At 42.1% G+C, this 19,752-nt stretch carries 19 protein-coding genes and 2 pseudogenes; 1 reads left to right on the plus strand and 20 read right to left on the minus strand.

Annotated features, from left to right (window positions below):
* Position 1: 1 nt before the first annotated feature.
* The 8 genes and pseudogenes from sctC to ati1 all read right to left on the minus strand — a co-directional run bounded on the left by sctC (position 2) and on the right by ati1 (position 8,812).
* Positions 2-1,828, minus strand: coding sequence for a type III secretion system outer membrane ring subunit SctC (sctC, locus tag AB4623_RS04690; RefSeq protein ID WP_372145858.1), 1,827 nt, complete (start codon positions 1,826-1,828; stop codon positions 2-4).
* Between the two features lie 44 nt (positions 1,829-1,872).
* Entirely contained in the window at positions 1,873-2,301 is a 429-nt protein-coding gene (locus tag AB4623_RS04695; protein WP_372145850.1) for a YscB family type III secretion system chaperone, read from the minus strand.
* Positions 2,302-2,313: 12 nt separating this feature from the next.
* On the minus strand, positions 2,314-3,294 hold the full coding sequence (locus AB4623_RS04700) for a T3SS regulon anti-activator ExsD domain-containing protein (RefSeq protein WP_372145860.1): 981 nt from the start codon (positions 3,292-3,294) through the stop codon (positions 2,314-2,316).
* A 145-nt stretch (positions 3,295-3,439) separates the two neighbouring features.
* Positions 3,440-4,297, minus strand: coding sequence for a helix-turn-helix transcriptional regulator (locus AB4623_RS04705; RefSeq protein ID WP_102534031.1), 858 nt, complete (start codon positions 4,295-4,297; stop codon positions 3,440-3,442).
* A 296-nt stretch (positions 4,298-4,593) separates the two neighbouring features.
* Positions 4,594-5,088: a YscW family type III secretion system pilotin gene (locus tag AB4623_RS04710; RefSeq protein WP_102534030.1), complete on the minus strand. Its 495-nt coding sequence runs from the start codon at positions 5,086-5,088 to the stop codon at positions 4,594-4,596.
* An 89-nt stretch (positions 5,089-5,177) separates the two neighbouring features.
* A pseudogene (locus tag AB4623_RS04715) lies at positions 5,178-5,982 on the minus strand (IS5 family transposase).
* An 862-nt stretch (positions 5,983-6,844) separates the two neighbouring features.
* Positions 6,845-8,332 (minus strand): VPA0450 family T3SS effector inositol phosphatase, encoded by a 1,488-nt coding sequence (locus AB4623_RS04720; protein WP_017096459.1) that lies wholly within the window; start codon positions 8,330-8,332, stop codon positions 6,845-6,847.
* Positions 8,333-8,362: 30 nt separating this feature from the next.
* Positions 8,363-8,812 (minus strand): Ati1 family type III secretion system chaperone, encoded by a 450-nt coding sequence (gene ati1, locus AB4623_RS04725; RefSeq protein WP_102534028.1) that lies wholly within the window; start codon positions 8,810-8,812, stop codon positions 8,363-8,365.
* 377 nt (positions 8,813-9,189) lie between these two features.
* Here ati1 and AB4623_RS04730 point away from each other — a divergent pair.
* Positions 9,190-9,504: pseudogene (locus AB4623_RS04730) on the plus strand (transposase); the annotation flags it as partial.
* 391 nt (positions 9,505-9,895) lie between these two features.
* Here AB4623_RS04730 and vopD read toward each other — a convergent pair.
* From vopD to sctW, 12 genes are read right to left on the minus strand one after another with little or no spacing between them, the layout of a single operon-like run.
* Positions 9,896-10,897 (minus strand): type III secretion system translocon subunit VopD, encoded by a 1,002-nt coding sequence (vopD, locus tag AB4623_RS04735; protein ID WP_305373704.1) that lies wholly within the window; start codon positions 10,895-10,897, stop codon positions 9,896-9,898.
* Positions 10,898-10,906: 9 nt separating this feature from the next.
* Positions 10,907-12,106 (minus strand): type III secretion system translocon subunit SctE, encoded by a 1,200-nt coding sequence (sctE, locus tag AB4623_RS04740; protein ID WP_305373702.1) that lies wholly within the window; start codon positions 12,104-12,106, stop codon positions 10,907-10,909.
* A gap of 3 nt (positions 12,107-12,109) precedes the next feature.
* Entirely contained in the window at positions 12,110-12,601 is a 492-nt protein-coding gene (locus AB4623_RS04745; protein WP_017096454.1) for a SycD/LcrH family type III secretion system chaperone, read from the minus strand.
* Positions 12,602-12,613: 12 nt separating this feature from the next.
* Positions 12,614-14,500 (minus strand): virulence-associated V antigen, encoded by a 1,887-nt coding sequence (locus AB4623_RS04750; RefSeq protein WP_371714977.1) that lies wholly within the window; start codon positions 14,498-14,500, stop codon positions 12,614-12,616.
* Positions 14,501-14,510: 10 nt separating this feature from the next.
* Positions 14,511-14,801 (minus strand): LcrG family type III secretion system chaperone, encoded by a 291-nt coding sequence (locus AB4623_RS04755; protein WP_371714976.1) that lies wholly within the window; start codon positions 14,799-14,801, stop codon positions 14,511-14,513.
* A gap of 60 nt (positions 14,802-14,861) precedes the next feature.
* Entirely contained in the window at positions 14,862-15,266 is a 405-nt protein-coding gene (locus AB4623_RS04760) for an LcrR family type III secretion system chaperone (RefSeq protein WP_102534025.1), read from the minus strand.
* The gene (sctV, locus tag AB4623_RS04765; RefSeq protein ID WP_102534024.1) at positions 15,266-17,392 is read right to left on the minus strand and encodes a type III secretion system export apparatus subunit SctV; all 2,127 of its coding nucleotides are present in this window, start codon (positions 17,390-17,392) and stop codon (positions 15,266-15,268) included. The genes AB4623_RS04760 and sctV overlap by 1 nt, the downstream gene beginning before the upstream one ends.
* Entirely contained in the window at positions 17,385-17,714 is a 330-nt protein-coding gene (gene vscY / locus AB4623_RS04770) for a type III secretion system chaperone VscY (RefSeq protein ID WP_102534023.1), read from the minus strand. Before vscY ends, sctV begins: the two co-directional genes overlap by 8 nt.
* A gap of 5 nt (positions 17,715-17,719) precedes the next feature.
* A complete protein-coding gene (vscX, locus tag AB4623_RS04775; protein WP_102534022.1) occupies positions 17,720-18,097 on the minus strand; it encodes a type III secretion system protein VscX in 378 nt (125 codons plus the stop codon).
* Entirely contained in the window at positions 18,094-18,468 is a 375-nt protein-coding gene (gene sycN / locus AB4623_RS04780; RefSeq protein WP_102534021.1) for a type III secretion chaperone SycN, read from the minus strand. Before sycN ends, vscX begins: the two co-directional genes overlap by 4 nt.
* Positions 18,455-18,739: a TyeA family type III secretion system gatekeeper subunit gene (locus AB4623_RS04785; protein WP_102534020.1), complete on the minus strand. Its 285-nt coding sequence runs from the start codon at positions 18,737-18,739 to the stop codon at positions 18,455-18,457. Before AB4623_RS04785 ends, sycN begins: the two co-directional genes overlap by 14 nt.
* On the minus strand, positions 18,720-19,613 hold the full coding sequence (gene sctW / locus AB4623_RS04790) for a type III secretion system gatekeeper subunit SctW (protein ID WP_102534019.1): 894 nt from the start codon (positions 19,611-19,613) through the stop codon (positions 18,720-18,722). Before sctW ends, AB4623_RS04785 begins: the two co-directional genes overlap by 20 nt.
* Positions 19,614-19,752 lie beyond the last annotated feature (139 nt).

Raw genomic sequence — 19,752 nt, forward strand, 5'->3', positions numbered from 1 at the left:
GTTACTGCTCCTCTAATGGTCGGACGCAATGACTTTCTGAGCCAACACAGTCTTTAATTTGTAATCGCCATCCTTTCTTCCCTGTAGGAAGTTCACATTCTACCAGCAACGATGACTTCCCTTGTGACAATAAATCTTGCTGATAACGTACTGCTTGTACTTGAGAAGTACAACTGTACAAAGCAAGCGCTGATTTAAGGTCTGCACTGTTATTTGAAATATTATTCAATGTTCCAATCTTTGGTCTTAAGTCATATTCATTGCCGATAAGTACGTTATCTCCGATTCCATCAACAACGATTCTTGGTTCAATAATGAACATACGTACAGTTCTTCTCGTGGAGTTTTCAGTGCTTCTAAACAAAGCGCCAAGGTATGGAATATCTCCTAATAAAGGAACTTTTCGCAGCTTGTTGCTAATTTCATCACGGTACACCCCTCCGATGAGTAAGCTTTGTCCCTGTTTTACCGTCGCCAGTGTGCTAATTTCTGTTTTACGAATTGAAGGGACACCATCTATGTCGCCATCAGGAATTTGCGCACCATCTTCTAAGTGCAGACTCAAATTGATTTCTGGTCTTTCCACAAATCGGTCGCCGACGATACGAGGTATAATTTTTAATAACGTCCCGTAAGTCACTTTCTCTAGTGCAGCGGTTTCTTTGCCTATCAACTTGACGTAAAACGTACTGCTGTTGTTCAGAACCGCTTCCACGTTTTCTTGTGTTAACAAGGTTGGTCTTGAAACTACCTGGGCGCTACCACTAGATTCAAGCAAACGAATTTGAGCCAATAAATAATTTAAGTTCGTTGCATCAAGCAGAGACTTAAAATTTTGTCCACTGCCAAGCGTGACATCACCGTTACCTACATCACCGGTTGTTTTGAGATCCAAAACACTGTTGTTACCCATTGCTACACCAGCTCGCCAATCAACACCCAGCTGACTTAAATCATTAGCACTAATATCAACAATAGAAAGTGCCACTTCGATTCTTGATTGCGGTTGATCTAACTGCGCAACCAACTTGCGATACAATGGCAATCGAGCTTGTGTATCACGCACAATGATTGCGTTTAAACCGGGTTCTGCTTCAACCGATGCACCGTTATGAACAGAGGCACTTTTAGTTACATTCGCTGGCAGATTGGTTACTGCTTCTTCAGTTTTTTTCGCCACTTTAACTTGAGTTTGAACACCTGTGAGCACTCGACTTAGTACCGAGGCAATCCCCGGAACCGTAACACCTTGGTCCCGATAAGTGATCTCTCTATCAGTCGCAGAGGCATACTTTAAAGGAATAATGTCGACAAACAATTCATCTGTAGAATTGGATTTCTGTATCAGCCGGCTTTCCAGCGCCTCTGCAGTTTTCACAACCAGGTCGACGTATCTCGGGGGACCTGCTAAGTAGACCAGCCCCTTATTTTCCGCTGCGCTCCAGCCGTATCGGGAATCCCAGATCCCTGTTGAGATCAGAGTGCTACGTAATTCACGAGCAGTTAGCAGTTCGAGCTGCAACAACCGTGAACGGGTTTCTGTTGCTTTGTATACATGTAGCACAGCACCATCGAAGTACCACATCAAGTTGTAAACTTGTGCCAGATAATCGAGGAACTCGGCAGGATCTTCTGGTGTAAATCGACCACTGGCTCGGTCATTCACTTTGTCGCTAACCGACACCGAAACACGGTAGTTTGCGCCAAAGTTATTCAACAGTTCTTTTAGGGAGTCATTGTCCGCGTAGTAACGAAACGGTTGCTCGGACCAATTGAGCTCCGAGGCATGAGAAGAAACCGCCATCGTTAAAATTGCACTATACATCATTGATAGTACGAGTCTGGCTGTTTTTGCCTTTAAAACTACAAGCATTATGGGATCCAAACACTGTGACTAACAGTATGATTAACACGTTGGTGTTCGAGCAAATCAATGAACTGCTCCACTAAATTTACATGCAGAGAAAGTTGTGTGCAAAACTCTTCTGTCGTCGCACTTTCCATAATCATCTTGCCTTGTATAACCAACTGCTCTTTATCATTCACCGTCAACGTGCTGCGTGTATCTCGCAGTGTTTTCAAAGAGAGCTGCATACAGTGTTTTAGCGCCTGACCTTTTTGAAAATCAAAGTGCGGTTCAAACTGAAATGGGAGCACGGTTTCCCAAAAGAGCCATGATGAGTGCTGTCGAATATTAAGCTGCATCTGGTCGACTTCGATGTCATAGGAACCATTACTCGAGGCAATAAAATCCCCCCCACCTAGCACTGCAGCTAGAGATTTCATCATTTTATCTAACATATTTAGCCCTATTTAAATCTGCCTGAGTCGGTTGTAAGCTTGACCGCACTGGTTGTTCTGACTATCAACGTAGTAATGATCCATGCTACAAACGGTTTGCATGTCTTGAAACCATTGCCAAATTTTCGCTACGGCGTTTAGGTCGCTGTACACAAGGTCGCACGCATCCCAAACATCGATTAGCTCTGGAGCTTTAGTTCTCGCCTCGCCACACCATATTTCCCATTCAGAGAAAAATTCATCTGATGTTCTGCTGTACTCAGATAAACCTTTGAGTTTTTCTAGAGTTAGCTTCCACTCTTCAAAAAATTCTCTATGATATTCAATAGCTTGTTTTTTTTGATCGTTGAGAACGCTAAGTTGTTCACATAGTTCTTTATGCTGACCCTTAATCAGTTCCAGCTGTTGTTCAGCAAAAAAAACGCTGCTCTCTTTTCCAGATAATCTCAACCAAAATTCTTTCTGAATCCTCAGTTGATTGATTAACCTTTCAAGCTGAAGAGAATCTTGTAGCACCGTCTGATCAGTTTGTTGTTTACCCCATTTCTCTAGGGTTAAATACATCGAAAGAATTAGTGTTTTAGGTGACGCTAAATTGAAGCAATAACCTAATCGATGATTAATGTAATCCAGTCTTTGTTCAAACGAACTCAACACACGATCTTCACTTAGTTGTCCACCTACCTCTAAAAAAAGCCGCATAGCAATTCGGTCTAAAGACGTGCCAAACTTTTGATATGTTTTAATTAGCTGGCTAGCACATAAACAATCGACAACATTGCGATCAAGCAAGCGCTGTAGTAAAGACAATTGGTCGCAACTCAGAACACCTTCACTGAGTAGCTGTCGGTAATTGACCTTAACAACACTGGGCTCTTGTGAGACTTGAGAGAAGCCCTCATATCTTGCGCCTCGCTGTAATACAGTGACCTTCCTTTGTGTAACAATGTTGTTAGGAAAAAGCGAACGGCGTCGCCAATGCTGCTTTTCCATTTTATTCTTCTCCGCATCTACTTCGAGCAATCCTGAAGGAAGTAGAGATAATAGTTTTGTTCGTTTCGTCGCTGATCATAATAAGGTTTAAGTGAGTTAATGCCTTTCAAAATTAGTCAGAAAATTTTAGTCGTCAGGCATTTCACTAAACAATTATTACTCTATCACCTCCAGACCGGGTCTTACTTGGTGTTGTTCCAAAGCGACGACGATAACTTTGTGTAAAGTAAGATTGGCTTGAAAACCCCGCTTCCATCGCAACGTCTACAATACTCATTCTGCTTGTCAGCAACAGTTTATGAGCATGTAATAAACGACGTTCACTGATCCACGCTCTAGGGGAAAGACCATAATATTCATTAAAAAGCTCTTTAAACGTAGTCAGACTCGCACCAAACTCTTGGGCATAATCTGTCAGTTTCCACTCTTTAAGATAATGAAGCTCCATAAACCGACGCAGTCTATCTGAGGTCCGATTTGTCAGTTGTGATAACAACGCGTAAAGGTATTCCCCTTGGTCACCGTGCAGTAACAAGATGAGCATTTCCTCATACTTTAAGCGTATTATAGCTTCAGGGAAAGACTGCTCTTCTAGCGTCTTAAGGCCTAATAACGTCTGCTCTATCAAGACGTTTAGAGTAAAAGGGAATAACCCAGACTGAACATTCTCAATCTTTGGCAACGACATCAAAAGGTCACTATGCTTTTGCAATAGTTGACTTACCAGCTCGTTGTCAAACGCAATAACCGAAGCCGTGTATTGACCACCTATCGGTGTATACTCTAGTAAGTAATCCCCTTGAGAGAGATAAATCCCACAACCAGCGACCACGTCTAGCGTAGAATCCCCGGTTTGGACCCTCAATTGACCATTGTGAACGAAAACAATGTGAGACTGACCGGAATGAAATACTTCATCGTGTTTATCATAGCAGCAAGCACTATGCATTTTTTGCAAGTGCGAGTCGACCCTTTCTATATTTAGTCGGCCTAACACATCCACTCCCTACCTTTCATAATTTTAATTTCTACAATTCGAAGCAGATAAACTGTCCAAGCCAGAAGTGCGATTGAGAATGCAGAACAAATCAAATAAAGAAGTATTTTCGATATCGTTGAGCCGTGCTTTTGAGAATTAATAAGCATTTTATAAAGATCAAATAGTAAAAAAGAAAACAGAAAAACTCTTTTATATTAGAAATAATGTAAGTGCCATTATTAAAAACCACTTAATTTATATTTTAACCATCCCACCAAGCCAACGTCTTAGTCTTAACACTAAAGACAAAAAATCACTTCCTAGTAATTATTATAAGCTTCTAGTTTTAAGTCCGCATGTACACTGCCTTGCTTAAAAGTATACCCCTCTTCTTTTACGGCGATAATTTCACCTTGAGAACGCAATATAGCACGCACTTTCATATCGCCATTTCCTGCTTGAATCGGAGCAATAACAAACGAGTACTGAACGGGTAACTGAACCCCTTGATACGCTTGCTGTAAAACTGTAATGCACTGACTATCTGAAACCTGGCACAATTCAACGCCTAGATGTGTACTCACTGGAGCAATGTAATCAGTAAACGTTATCCAACCAAATAATCTCCCTTGAAGGTTACTAGAAAACCCATTTGACACTGGATTTTTGGTTGCACAACCACTTAGCATCAATGCAACGAATATTAAGCAATAAGAGTTCTTTTTCATAGGAGACAAGTATTCATCTAAATTGTCAGTGACAAAGTTATGGTTACCCATGGCATCAAAGCGGTTTAATCCCGTAATAAGGGGCATTTCGCTATACTCGCTATGGTTATCCGTTGTTATCGGCGTTGTTGATCAAATCAATCTAGAGACAAAGCTACGCCGTCTATCGCTAACCGTTAGCTTCTAACAGGCATACCTAGAGTTACAACTTTGTTTATAGCTTTGACATTTTCCATGATTTCACCCACTTGAGCGTTGTAACATCTCAAACTCAATTTACCGCTCATTAGCCCTTTGTATCTGGACATCGCAGTCTCGGATCTTGAGCGATCGTGATAACCAGACTGTACTTTCCACTCCGCTATTTTTCCATTCTTAAGCGCATTTACCGCTTCATTTCTGGGGTGACTCTCTTCCCAAAGCGCAGCATTCTTTCGAGGTGGTATCAACGGGGTACAACCTTTCTTTTTCAGAGTCTCATGGCAATGTTTGGTATCATATGGGCCACCGCCTGATACTGCGTGAACCTTTCTGCGCAAAGGATTAAGTAATGTCGGTAGTACTTCGCTATCGCCAAAGACTGACTTCTGCACTAATGGTTTCGTGAGTATCGACATCAACAGCTAAGTGCAGTTTGCGCCAGTTTCTGCGTTTCTCTGCCCCGTGTTTTTTTACCTTCCACTCTCCCTCACCAAAAACTTTGAGACCAGTTGAGTCAATGGCTATATGGCGAATAGCCCCTCTAGATTTATTACGATATTTGACCTGAACCGTCTTCGAACGCTTGCTTATACAAGTGTAATCTGGAGAACTCAAAGGGACATCTATTAGTTCAAAAATAGAGTCGATGAAACCTTGAAGAGCACGCAGAGGTAGGGAGAAGATACCCTTAATCATCAATCCAAAACGTAACAGAGCCACGCTTGCGCAGAGCCTTATGTATTCAGCCCAGTTAGTTATTTTCTTTTTAGCCTTACCCATGTCACCACCGTTCTAACTACCATAAAGGATCAGATCGCAGGAATTAGAAAAGGTTCAACTGATTTAGGCAACAACGCCGTTGTTATCTATCAAGAGCTGGAGTAATTTGACCAATGCAATTAAGTATCATCAATACAGAGACACCCCTTTGTATGGAGCACGCATAGCCTCTTTGCACGGTCGCGACTATATACTTATGAAATACATCGTTTACTGGCACCATTTAGAAAAGGGCAATCGTTGCTTTGGCAGTTCGCCAAAGTAAATCAAGCAATCATGCTTCTCAAAAACATAACTGACCTCATCATGTAATGCGCTGAACCCTCGGTATGCAACATGCTTTCTATCCGTTCTTGCTAACTATCTATATTCTAATGAAATATATTTATAAATAAAGGATGAACTCGATTGCATCACTTTTACACAAATCAATAAAATCAATAATTTAACAACAAAAAATAAAAAAAAAGTCCTAAATACCACTTAGTTTTATCCTTATTACCCGCCATCACTCACAACGAAGGGAATACATTTCTGTCGTAAACAGGTCTTGTTAGCTAAAGTTAACAATCCAAAATTATAATTTATTGACAGCAGACGACTTTGTTGCGTAATTCAGTTTTAACCACTCGTTAATCCTTTATATCGACAAATTCTTGAGTTTAAACTTCTTCTATCCAGCGAAAATTGAAGCGAGCCAAGGCGAGCAGATCATGACAAGAAACGAAATGCGTCAAACGCTTTTTGAGTATATATAGGTTGATTACTATCGAACGAAAAGGCAATCTTACGATCACCTTTTGTATTCATCATTCCTATTCATCTAGATAGATTCACAAATAGGTATTCTGGTGAGTCTATCTTAAAGGTTGGCAATGAACTGCTGGTTAAACTGAGCGTTTACTTTGCGGTTAAGCTGTTCGTATTTCTCGGTCAATTCAATTTGTTGAGTCTGTAGTTGACCGGTGGTCAGGTTAGCAGTGTGAAGCTGACGCATCTCTTCCATAAAGCCATTTGTTAGCTGGCTAAAGATGGCATCTTTGCCGATGATAAAGCTAGTGAAGTTCTCTTTTACAAACGCTTGTTCATCGCTACTCAAGTTTTCTAGACCAAGGCGAGCTTGATTCGCTGAGGTCACATCATCAAACGTCGCTTTTGCCGGATCAGTACCAGGATTTAAGTACGCTGCTTCATTTTTGAAGTCTTCTGCTGTATGTGTTTGTGCGTTTTCAATCAGCTTTTGAGAGGAGCCTCTTACTTCAAATGTAGACTGTACTGGCTTGTGGTCGCTGACATTATCAAACCCTTCAGTGATAACACTGGTTTCATGGTTTTGTAAGTTGCCTGTTTTATTTGTTAAGCCAGTATTATCGAGCTCACCGAAGTCAGGGCGGTCACGACCTTCTTTTTGTTTAATATTACCAGTGTGCTTATCAAGCTGCATGTAAGTGTGACTATTAAGAGGATTGAACTTAAAGCCATGCTTGGCTAAATGCGTATCATCATGTGCGACTGGATCGTACATCACATCAGAACCTTGAGCGGTGCGTTTTTCACGCTCATTCAGATCACCAGTGATCAGAACCTCTTCATGCGGTTTGCTCCCTTCCATCAACTTGTTACCTTCGAATTCACGTTTGACTTCTTTGTTAGAATCCAAGTGTGCAGAAATGACGTTTAGAGCTTGACCATTGATCTCTAGAGCCGTTTTTACGCCACCTTTGTTACCAGTGATACCCATGAAGAATTCCATGTTTCGACCACCGATACCATGACGGTATTCAGACTCTTTTTTGACGTTAATATCGACGCCGTCTTTTGCAAAAACGGACATTGAAGTGTAGCTAACACCTTCACCAAGACCTTTCGTCATAACTTTCATTTTGTTTTGACTCAGAAGGTTCATACCATCAAGCTCAAGATCGTTAGCAAGCAATTTAGACTCTTGTTCCGCAAACAAAACCACATCATAGTCACCTTTTTGAATCAGGTTCTGGAAGTAGTTCTTTGTGTCTTCCGGCATCTTTTGGTTTGCTTGGTTATAGGTCAAAGTTAAGACCTTAACGTTGCCGCTGCCTTCTTTTTTATGCAGTTGTTGATTCATCTGATTCAGCTTTAAATCACCGTTTTTTGAAGAATCGGCTTTACTAAAGAAACGATTAAAAAAGCTTCGGTTTTCTTTTTGTTTTAGAGTAACGTCACCATCGCTATTTTTAGTTACGCTGTACTCTTTACCAAATACAGAACCAAATTTAACGGTATCGCCTTCTTTGGCGCTACTTTTAATATTTTGAATATCTGCGAGGTCTAAATTACCTCGATGCTGGCTATTAATTTGAATTGTAGACATACATTAAACTCGTATTTTAAATAAGGGAACTTAAATAAAGATCCCAGCAGGAAGTGTTTCTGGGATTGTCTCTGCGTTATCCGCTTGCTCAATAAAATGGTGCCATTGCTCCATTCTTTCTAACAGTTGCTGAAAAGTGTTCTGCACATAATCTTGAGGTTTGTTTGAGAGAAAAATAACCTTGTAGATCGTTAACCTTCGGCTATCGGGCATTAGACCGATACCGAAACCACCACGGAAAGGTTCCAGAGCATGTTCACCAATCGCGATAGCAATCGTTTCTGGAAGAGGGGTTGGCAACTCCACAGGGCTGGTGAGAGACATGTGTAAGTTAATGGTGGTTTCGTTCTTAAATACGGTTAAGAAAAGTGCTTCATCATGATTATTCGTATCCGATGATAACTCACATTGAAATAATCCGTTTTCATCAAAATCCACGCCGTTACCTAAAAAACTGATACTTTCCTGATAAATATCCATTGTGTTCCTTCTGTGTATTTTTCTGAGGGTTCTTATTCGTAGTGAGAAGAATTATAAAGATGAGGGAATGGCAAGATATTAAATACGGGCGGAAGTTTTTATACTCAATGAACTTTAAGAGGCTTTGATGCTTAATTTAGTTTAGAGACAGAGTCGCACCGTTTCGTGTGCTTCTTAGTCAATACGACAAGTTTTATAACCCAGTAAGCTTGTTCAACGCTTTGCTCATCGCATAAGTTTCACCCACCTGTGCATTGTAATTTCTTAAGCTCATCGTCCTCCTAGTAACAGAGAATGAATGCATTGTTGCTTAAATCAGTTGAACCTTTTCCAAGTCTTGTGATCTGATCCTTTATGGTAGTTAGAACGGTGGTGACATGGGTAAAGCGGAAAAGAAGATAACTAACTGGGCGGAATACAATAAGGCTCTGTGCAAGCGTGGTAGAGGTTTCCAGTATTCTGATACCGCGATTGAAACTGCCTTGATGATTAAGGGGATCTTCTATCCGCCATTACGTGCTCTTCAAGGCTTTATTGATTCTATCTTTGAGCTATTGGATGTTCCACTGACGTCCCCTGACTACACCTGTATCAGCAACCGTTCGAAGACAGTTCAGGTCAAATATCGCAATAAATCCAAAGGAGCTATTCGCCATATAGCGATTGACTCGACTGGTCTCAAATTTTTTGGCGTCGTTGAACCTCAAACTGATTTGATCAACAACGCCGAGAATGAGTGGATTCCATACATCGCGGAAAATCTAAAGTAAAATGGCTATGAACTTATGCTAGGAGTGGGTTTTATTATTGGGTTGATAATCGCAACAAAGCGTAGATAAGCGTAGATAAGCGTGTCAATGATCTCCTCAAGGAAGAGTTCTTGCTGACTCAGGACAAAAATCTTAACGAGTTAAAACGCTTATTGAAGAGTTGATACATACGTCTAACGAAATTAGGCGGCATTTCAGTCTAGGTGTGAATTTGCCAAATAAAATGCATGAAAAAAGCCAGTAACTTGCATTACTGACTTACTAAAAATTGCCAACCTACTTTAGAAGAAGGGGACTCTAATCCGCAGTGGTTTTAAACGGTAGGAGCAGATGCTCGCCATGCTTGGTTTTGGCTATCAGCAATTGAGCGAAACAGATCCCGCAGCTCTTTAAGCATACTATCTTGAAAACCAATATTTTCGTCAGCTTTCTGTTTCAATGCTTGTGCACGTGTCGCTAGAACTTCATCTTCTTTACCGCGAGCCTGAGCTTTAGTTTGCTCTACATTTGATGCTGAGTTTGCCATCTGACTAAGAGACTGAAGAATCGAATTTCGCGCTTGATTAGAGGTGGTAGCTTTGTCAAACTTTCGCCCCCCTTTTGTCAATTTATCAGTCAAATTACCAAGACGGTCTTGCCCGACATCCTGAACACGCTTTAACTGTTGCTGTTGAGTTTTCGATAACCCACCATTGTTCAACAAATCATTAGCCTTATCTACACCAGCTTTTTGTGTTTTCAGTAATGTATTAGTCGATGCTTCCGCTTTAATTTGTTTACCAGCTTTAGCAGAACCTATTCCGCCCAAAATTGCCGTTACACCGGCTAGAACTCCTGAAACTACAGCCATTGCGATCATCGCTTTAGCAGATTTATTTAGCTCTTGTGCTTGACTCTTAAGGCTCGCTACATTCGCTTCAACCGCGATTTCACGTTCAAGTGTTTGTTGTTCTCGGCTTAACTTCGAAACTTGGTACAGTAAGGTCATCAAAGCAAGAGATTCCGAAACCGTATTTGACGATGATTGAGTTCCAGATTGACCATGAAGTGCTTTTTCTAGGGTTTTCATAAGCAGATTTGCTGTTGGTGCCAAAGCGGTCATCAGCTTTTCAACCACGCGAGCTTGTTCTCCACTTTTCGGCGCTTTAGGACCTTCCAAAAGATAATGTTTAGCACCTGACACCGCCGTCTCATCGTTACCACGAACCGCTGCTTCGGTTTTTGTCTCGGGGGCTTTTTCAGCCTTAGTCGTTTTATCTATCTCACCCAAACCGTATAGATCTGCATTCCCAGTCTTACCAATTTTATCTAACATAAATCCTCCTTAAACCGTCGCTGGACGATTCATTACCGTTTCCATCGTTTCGCTTTTCGCCTGAATCATCTGCATGATGACATTCATCAACTCTTGGAAACCTTCCATCATCTTAGCGATTTCTTTTTTAAGCTTATCAATAACCGATTGAGTCAGCACCTTCTCCGCTTTCTGCTGAGTAAGATCCGCATTAATTTCTGTCACTTTAGCTTTATTATTGGAATGAACACTATCGGCAGCGCCTTTACCAACATTAGAAAGAAGATCTAATGACTCTGCAGCAAATCGAATACCTTTAGCTGTCGTCGTGGCTGCTTTAGAACCCATATCTGCAACTTTTGCCATATTAGCTGCCGCTTTAGTCGCAATATCAGTGATTTTTTGTGCTACTTTACTGGCACTTTTCCCCGCTAATTTAGCAATACCGCCCGCAGCCGCGCCGCCAAACGTCACAACAGCCCCAATAACCGCAACCGCAATCTCTAAAGCCATCATAACTTTGCTGAGAGCATCGACATTAATGCCAGCTTCTTTCATTGCATTTTGAACAGCTGGTTCTTGCATAGCCATACTGACTACACCCAATACACCACCGGCAATCATTAGTGCACCAGCTGCTGCTCCAACACCAGTTGCCACCATTACAGCGCCCACTATAATCGAAACTGCGGCACTGACCCACCCAAATATCTTGGAAACCAGACCCGATTTTTTCGCTTCTTTAGCCGCAGCTTCAGACTCTTTGAGTTTTTGTTCGTTATCCTTTATTTCTTGTTCGTGTTTCGCTTTCGCTACTTTTACTTCTTGGATCTTAAGCTTGTTTTGTACGCTCTTCAGTTTGTCTGTGATAGCAGCTAGCTCTACCTCAAAGTCATCGGCTGACCCTGCCAGGATTTTCACTGCTAGTGAGCCCGTGTTGTCGGCGACCGCATGTAAAACCTTGGCAATCGAATCAACGATTTTTTGTAGTTGATTCATGGCTTTCAGCGTTAATTCATTGACCTTATCGCTAACTGCAGCGTTCGGTGCATCAAGCTGAACTTTAACTTTACCAGTGTTCGGTACTTCAGATTTTTTACCTTTTACGTTTTCAACCGTTACTGAAGCTGACACGTGAGATGCAGTCTTAGTAACCTTATCTAACATTGTTTGACCAGAATCCGGTAAGTATGCCTGACTCTGAGTGCGGTCTAGTGCAATAGAATTCATATTCTAGTTACTCCTTTTGTTTTTCACCGCTTCTAACATGATGCCTGCGCGTTGATGCAAATCTGCATACTCTGGTTTTCCGGCAGACATCCCCTTCGCGCTGTAAAACCCACTCTCTGCCTCTGTTAATTGCTCAAGTTTTAGGTAACACTCTGCAGAGTGGAAAGGTGGGCGTGGGTCATTAATATCTACAAGCGCTGCATAACTGTAGGCGTCAATCGCCTGCAGGTACTCACCCAGTTCTTGACGAGCAGCTCCTAAACCAATAAAAAATCGTGCTTGGTAGTGGTCAAGCATGCTAAGCAGTTGGAATATCTTACCGGCTTGCTCTATTTTTCCTGATTGGAAAAAATTGAATCCAACAGCGTAAATGTGCTCAATGGTATCTGCTGATACATCGTGCAGCATTTTTAACGTTCCACCTTCCTCAAGAAACGAAAGGAGTTCCTCTGCTTGCATTTGAGATGGGTCAGTTACCGGGTTTTGTGTAGTCATGGTTATTTATCCTTAAATCGCTCGTAGGATTGCTTGCAAAATATTGTGGTACTTTTGAACAAATTTATTCATAGCTTCAACAGTTGCGTTGTATTGGGAACTGATGTCGCTTAACGCAGTAGTTTTTAACTGTACAGAATCGTTAATTGGCTTCGACTTACTTGAAACCGAGCTAGAAAAATTACTAAGGTATTTGTTATCTGTATTGTTATAATATACATCGCGACTAACAGTCACTCCTGCATTCTCTAAAAATTGTTTGTGAGTAAAGTATTTAACTCCATCAGAACCAACCCTTGGAGTTATATGTTTTTCTAAATACTTAAACTCCTTACCTTTTTCAAACTTTTGTTGAGTCTCATATCCGAAATGTTTATAAGTAAAATGCTGCCTGTCTGGATAATAATGCCCATCACCAGTACTTGAGTTAATTATCTCCGATAACTTTGTACTGATGGTAGTCTGGACTTGACCAAATATTTTTAGTTTAGTCGTAAGCTCTTGGAGTTCCTCTTTCTTCTCGTTACGCTTTTCAAGACGGTTCACTCGACGCTCATTTAAAGAAAACAGCACGCGCTCATCAAAACGATCGCCAATAGTCGAATCAATCACAGATAACAAATCACGAGAGGTTAACGAGTGCTCAGCTTTAACATCTGCTTTCCTTTGACCGTCAGTCCCTACCGTTATTTTCTTTTCATCTTCTGTGATTTTACTTAAACGAGCTTTCAGAGCGGCTAGGTTACTCATCATTTTTTTATGACGAGTGGCAAAGTCGATACCAACATCTTTCCTCAACATCATTTTTTCAAACTGAAATCTTATATCTCGTGCTGTATGCTGTTTTATTTGGTCAACCTGTTGTTGTGGAGTTTGGAACTTCTGCACTTCGTGAAGACTGCTATAAAAGGCATCGACTTGAGTGTTTATAAGACTCACAGCCATATTCGAGAATAAGCTAGAGAGTGTTATATCCGTAGATGAGCTCCTTAGCTTTGCAATTGCCGCATCAAGTACTATTTGCAGCTTACTAACCGAACCTGCTCCATAAGCATTTGCGTATTGACCTTTTACTTGGTTCACCAGATCGTTCAGCCCTCCTCTAAGCTCCTGCTTAGACATACCTGGAAGCCAAGTGATTTTATTTGCCAAAAGTTGTGCATCACTGCCACTTAGCGTAAGACCTGCATTATTTAAAGATTTAGTAAGCTGTGCTAAAACTGCTGCTTTGAAGCTTTCTTTCGTTAATAAATAATCCGAGTTATTTAGCTCGTTGATGTCTACCGAACCTAGATTGCGAAATGCATTACGCAAAAAAGAAATAGCGTTTTCACGAACCTTACTAGAGCTCATTTGCTGAGAAAGTGCATTTATAAACACTTTGATTTTCGCAGTAGCCTGTTTAAGTGCATCGGCATCTAAGTTAGCTATTTGTTGTTCTTGGGAACTCTGGCTTCCTAAGCGGAACTGGTTGATAAAGTCAGTCGGGAGCGAATTGTCGACCTTATCGCTTAACTGCTTTTCGAACCAAGTTCGGAATTGGTAAGTAAGTGTTTTGTTGACTCCGTTTATCAAGTCTTGAGGCGAAGTCTGACCATTTACCGCTTGATTTTGCAACGACTTCATCCAATGTGCAGCAGTTTCAACTGCCGCAGTGCCAGTAAATGCCGCTTGCTTCTCTAATAGTGTTCTCAATGAGTCAGCATAAAGATCTAGGCTTTCTTGTTCAGTGCGCCCTAAAATATTTGGCAATTTACTAATCAACGACTTCAAGTGAGCCGTATCTGGTTCCCCTAAAATAGTAGCCAATTTATCAGCCAAACGATCTTGAAACGAGGTCTGAGATTTAGGTCGGGGGCTTACTCCACCTACCGGGTTTCTGCTAGTTATATCCGTCATGTAAAAACCTTTAAATTACTATGCCACGTACTAACACAGGCCGCTTGCGTCTAGAGCCTTCGACACTAGTGGCTTGTAGCGGGCGTTGTTGTTGTCTGCGACGTTGTACTTCCTCAAGCAATTCATGTTCTGCTTCTTTCATCAACTTGGGATCGACACTTAACCCATCGAGCAGAATATTGCCTGCTACTGAACCAACGCCTAATCCTTCAAGTAATTCCTCGAAGACTTCAGCTCTATCCTCTGCATTACGGATAACAAGTTCTGATTTTTCAATGGTTTCGGTAAAGGGGTTATTCATCTTGATACCTATCTTAATGCGAAGCATCGCTTGGATGCTGTCAGTAACAGTCGAGAGTTTTTACTTTTTAAGTGGGCGGTAGTCACTCAGACGCAAGAAGTACCAATCTTCTTGTTCATCGTGGCTCGCACCACAGGCTTCCAAATAGAACTGCGCTAATCTTTGGTTGCTCATGCTACTACCACGCATTACGTCAACGTTGCCACGAATGATCCAGTCAAGGGGGTAACGTTGGATAGCATGTTCTGCGAGCATGAACAGGGCAGAAAAAGGGTTCCTCAAACCTTGATTAGGAATGATTCTTCGCAGCAAAACGATGATGATTTCGCCAGCTTCTACTCGGAACACCAACTCCATGCCATCGCATTCGTAGCGTTGCCCAAGTAAGATTGTGCTTTTCTGCCAAAAATAAGGCGTCACTTTAATACCTGACGCCACTAAAGACTGTGTGAGTTCACATGCCATTACATTCCCACCCTGCCCAACGGTTGAATATTAATTTGTTGCGTCAGCTCTTGAAACGACAGTACCGGGAGATCGTAGTATTCAGATTCAATCAACTTGCGCACGTAACGGCGTACGTCCATTGACACAACCAGAACCGGCTTATTTGGCATACGGCTCAAATCACCAATTGTTTGTTTAACGTCGCTGACAAACTGTTGAGTTACAGAAGGATCAAGCGCTAAGTAACTGCCTGATGAAGTCTGACGAATACCGTTACGGAGCGTATCTTCCAAGCTCTGATCCAACAGGTATGCAGGTAACATATTTTGACCACTGGCGTACTTGTAACAAATGTAGCGTTTCAAACTTGAACGAATGTATTCGGTCAACTGAACCACATCTTTTTCTTTTTGTCCCCACTCCACCATGGCTTCTAAGATTACGCGTAAGTTACGAATAGAAATATCTTCAGAAACAAGACGTTGTAGTACTTCCGTCATTTTTTGCAGAGGCAAAATACGCTGCGTCTCCTTTACTAATTCAGAATAACTACCTTCCATTTGCTCAAGTAAGTAACGAGTCTCTTGGATACCGATAAAGTCTTGCGCGTACTCTTTCAGCACGTGAGAAAGGTGATAAGTCAGAATACGGTCGGGAGTTAGAAAGCCCACTTGGCTGTTTTGCAGTTTTTCTCGATAGCCGTGGTCGACCCAAACACTCGAAATGCCTGGTAGAAAATCATCATCTTTTTCGTAAGGTACACCAATTAAATCGATCTGATCACTGCCTTCTGTCACCAACAGCTTTAAGCTTTCAATTCGACCGCGAGCAACCGGCACTTCTTGCAATTGAATCAAGTATTCACCGTTACTCATCCCCTCGTTAAATCGTAAATGAATCCCCGGAAATGGCACGCCGAGATCGAGGTATAACGCGCGTCTTACACGTGCGAGCTCATCATTCAATGCCACGGCTTCTAAGCTCTCTTGTAAGCGAGAATCCAAGTCGATGAGCAGCGGCACTGTCATCGCGAATTCTTCTTGTTCACCCAACTTTCCTTTGCTGTTCCGCGAAGGAGTCAACTTGTTTGATTTGGTTGCTGGCAAACCCGCCCCTTGGGCAACAAAACTTGGTAAGTCGGCACTACTTAATTCACTCTGTTTTTTTTGTCGATGGAGTATGAAGAAGCCGCCCCCACCGACTAGAATAGCAAGGACAGAGAAGGTGATCTTCGGGAAACCGGGAATCAGCGCAAACAATACCAGCAGCACACCACCAATCAACAAAGCTCTTGGTTGTGCGGTAACCTGGTCACCAATATCCGAGCCTAGATCAGAAGAGTCTTCATTCGAAACGCGTGTAACGATGATGCCAGCAGTAATGGCGATAAACAGAGCCGGGATTTGTGATACCAGACCATCACCCACGGTCAAAACAGCAAATAGCTCCAGTGCTTCAGACGCTGACATGCCTTTTTGAGTCACCCCAATGGTGACACCACCAAGAAGGTTCACCACGATAATCACCAGACCAGCAATAGAATCCCCTTTTACGAACTTCATTGCGCCGTCCATCGAACCGTACATTTGGCTTTCTTTTTCAATCAATGAACGACGGTTACGTGCCTCATGAACATCGATAACCCCAGCGCGCATATCGCCGTCGATACTCATTTGCTTACCCGGCATCGCATCAAGGGAGAATCGAGCACTTACTTCAGCTACCCTTTCTGAACCTTTGGTGATCACCATAAACTGAACAATGGTGATGATCAGGAAGACGACGATCCCCACGACCAAGTTACCACCAACAACGAAGTTACCGAAGGTAGAAACTATTTGACCAGCATCACCTTGCAGCAGGATAAGTCGCGTTGTAGTGATAGAAAGTGACAAACGAAATAGAGTTGTGATCAAAAGAACCGCTGGAAATGCAGAGAATTCCAGCGGTGATGTAATGTAGATAGCAATCATCAATAAGACGACCGCTATACTCATGTTGGTACCAATAAGTACATCCACTAATGCCGTAGGTAAAGGCAAGATCATCATAAAGACGATTGCCAGTAACATCACGGCAAGCATGATGTCTTTGCGCTGCCCAACTTTGTTAAGAATATCGATCAACTTATTCATTTTATTCACTATTTATAGATTGGATATATCGGCGATGAGCACGGCGCGCACCCTCAGGATCATCTTGTTTCCAGCGCGCTTGACTAAGGCAAAACCATAAACCAGCTTCATTAGAATTGCTGGCTTCCAACAGGCTTTCGCACAGCTCAATTGAACGAGTGTAACGCCCTGAATCTAGGCATGCTACCGCCAATGCTTGGCGAGCTTCTAGATGCTGAGGTTCGATTTCCAACAGCGCTTCGAGTAATATAATCGCTTGTTCGGGCTTTTTATATTGAACTTGGAGAGCCGCGTGGATAAGCAATAGTTCAACATCTTTTGGTTGTAACATGGAGGCTAAACCTGAATCAGTAGATTCAACGCCATTGTGAGATAACGTTGGTCTAATTGAGTGTTTTGCAACGTTTCTACGGCTTGATTCAGCGCATGAGAACCATTTTGCTGCGCTAAATTCTGAAGTCGTTGCTGAGTGGTCTCAAACTGCTGACGGTACTTATCAGGACGAAGTAACTCTGTATGGATAATCTTGGGCTTTGCGAGCGGCATCAAGTACTGCTCAGATGGGCGAAGTTCATACAGCTTCTCTAAGTGCGTCGCGATGGCTTTCCCATCAGGCAGTAGTTGAAAGCGCTGCGGGAAGTCGTTTTCAACCTGATCAAGCGAGACATGTGCAAAGCTTTCAATACCAACGTTTAATCGACTTATCCGATTCATGAATTCGCCACATCGTTATGCAAACGAACCAGCAACGCGAACGCTTGTTCTATGGATGGTAATGTCACTTCATCCCCCTCAATTTGCGTTGATAAAACCAACATGTCTTCCTCGAATAGCCCAGCTTTAATAGTAAACGGCCAACCTTGCCCTGCATGACAAAAGCTCAGGGCTTTTTTAATTGACTCATTAAATTGGTGCCATGGCAGCGCTCTTACCAACATAAGAACCAAACAATCCTGATATTTCTCAAGGTACAAGGTGCCGCTTTTTTCAAAGTTCAACTGAACACGTCCAGCCGACGAGAAATCTACGGCTACAAGTCCCATTCCTTGGCAAAAATCGTCCACTGACGCATCAATCCAACTCATCGTCCCAACTTTCCTCTTCTTCTAAATCAATCGCTTCATCAAGCGCTTTTTGCACTGCTTGGATTAGATTTTGTCGCTGCTCTTCGTCATTAAATACATCAATGGAAATATGCCGGACTAGTTTGTGCAGCTCTCTGCAAAAACCAATTTTTCGCTCAGTCGCTTCCAACTCCATAGCATTCACTAAGTTCCAGATCTCTTCACTTCCCACCCAGCGCTGCTCAACCAAGTCGATGATATCTGACATCAAATCAGTAACTTGATAAGCCATGGCTTGCCTGCTGAGGTTTAAACATCTGGTAGAGATTACCAACTTGATCTTGAAGAGTGTTCAGCGTCTTAAGTTTTTGCATATCTGACATTAAAAGCTGCAGCTTAACCGGATCAATATTGCTGCCTTGAACGCTTAAATCGGCGCTCATACCTTGCAACATAAAGTCGACTGCGGTGTACACTTCTTTCTCACCAAAACGCTCAACTACATCCTTGTATGCCGAACCTAAACCTTGGTAGCTGTGCACCGTGTCACGATAGAAACCACGTAGTTGGTGCAAACTGCTGAAGCCTTGCTCTCGGCTATATTCGTCAGCAAAGCTCGATACACTAATTTCGGTATCAATCTGAGACCAAGAATCTGGATTTTTCTCAAAGTTCAGAAGTGCTTGGTCAATTAACGCCAGCAGGTTCTTACTTTCTAAGTTAGCCCCGAGAAATTTTTTCACCGCTTTCAATGCAAGGTACTGGTGACTTTTCTCTTCAGAAAAACCATTAAGGTACGCTTGTAGCTGGGCAATCGTTGATAAATTACCACTTGCCATCTTGGCAGCAAGGTCTTTGATCTTTTGATTCTTCTCAAGATCGGGCACTTTCCTCAAATAATCAGAAACCAGGTCATGAGCTTCATTAATCCGAATACCGCCATCTTTCACTTTACGTTTGGTTAGATCTTTTTCCGCTTTTTCTGAGCCTAATGATGTAAGCTCTTCCATCGCGTCAAACAGTGATTGAGTAGCATTGTGCACTCGGACGCTTTCGCCTCGATAGTTGCCGCCAATAGACTCCCCTGAACGTGTGTGTTCACGACCGCTTCGAATTGGCGTGTCAAACTTGTTACCCGTTGCAATTTGATTATTGATGATACTCACTCACTTGCACTCCTTTCGTACAGTAAGATCCGATTATAGGAGTTGCATTTGCAATAAACTGTCAAAATCAGACGTGTTTTTTTAGGGCGTTTTAAGTTTTCTAAAAACTCTCGACCAATAGTAACTATAAATACTGCAC

The sequence above is a fragment of the Vibrio sp. 10N.222.52.C12 genome (assembly GCF_041474215.1).
Lineage (GTDB): Bacteria > Pseudomonadota > Gammaproteobacteria > Enterobacterales > Vibrionaceae > Vibrio > Vibrio crassostreae_C.

What these genes read in the sequence shown, in the direction of transcription:
- AB4623_RS04695 (WP_372145850.1), bottom strand. Translation starts at nt 2,301, where the DNA reads ATGTTAGATAAAATGATGAAATCTCTAGCTGCAGTGCTAGGTGGGGGG.
- vscY (WP_102534023.1), bottom strand. Translation starts at nt 17,714, where the DNA reads ATGTTACAACCAAAAGATGTTGAACTATTGCTTATCCACGCGGCTCTC.
- ati1 (WP_102534028.1), bottom strand. Translation starts at nt 8,812, where the DNA reads ATGGATATTTATCAGGAAAGTATCAGTTTTTTAGGTAACGGCGTGGAT.
- AB4623_RS04710 (WP_102534030.1), bottom strand. Translation starts at nt 5,088, where the DNA reads ATGCCCCTTATTACGGGATTAAACCGCTTTGATGCCATGGGTAACCAT.
- AB4623_RS04750 (WP_371714977.1), bottom strand. Translation starts at nt 14,500, where the DNA reads ATGACGGATATAACTAGCAGAAACCCGGTAGGTGGAGTAAGCCCCCGA.
- AB4623_RS04785 (WP_102534020.1), bottom strand. Translation starts at nt 18,739, where the DNA reads ATGGCTTATCAAGTTACTGATTTGATGTCAGATATCATCGACTTGGTT.
- sycN (WP_102534021.1), bottom strand. Translation starts at nt 18,468, where the DNA reads ATGAGTTGGATTGATGCGTCAGTGGACGATTTTTGCCAAGGAATGGGA.
- AB4623_RS04745 (WP_017096454.1), bottom strand. Translation starts at nt 12,601, where the DNA reads ATGACTACACAAAACCCGGTAACTGACCCATCTCAAATGCAAGCAGAG.
- vopD (WP_305373704.1), bottom strand. Translation starts at nt 10,897, where the DNA reads ATGTTAGATAAAATTGGTAAGACTGGGAATGCAGATCTATACGGTTTG.
- AB4623_RS04755 (WP_371714976.1), bottom strand. Translation starts at nt 14,801, where the DNA reads ATGAATAACCCCTTTACCGAAACCATTGAAAAATCAGAACTTGTTATC.
- AB4623_RS04720 (WP_017096459.1), bottom strand. Translation starts at nt 8,332, where the DNA reads ATGTCTACAATTCAAATTAATAGCCAGCATCGAGGTAATTTAGACCTC.
- AB4623_RS04760 (WP_102534025.1), bottom strand. Translation starts at nt 15,266, where the DNA reads ATGGCATGTGAACTCACACAGTCTTTAGTGGCGTCAGGTATTAAAGTG.
- vscX (WP_102534022.1), bottom strand. Translation starts at nt 18,097, where the DNA reads ATGAATCGGATAAGTCGATTAAACGTTGGTATTGAAAGCTTTGCACAT.
- sctE (WP_305373702.1), bottom strand. Translation starts at nt 12,106, where the DNA reads ATGAATTCTATTGCACTAGACCGCACTCAGAGTCAGGCATACTTACCG.
- AB4623_RS04700 (WP_372145860.1), bottom strand. Translation starts at nt 3,294, where the DNA reads ATGGAAAAGCAGCATTGGCGACGCCGTTCGCTTTTTCCTAACAACATT.
- sctC (WP_372145858.1), bottom strand. Translation starts at nt 1,828, where the DNA reads ATGATGTATAGTGCAATTTTAACGATGGCGGTTTCTTCTCATGCCTCG.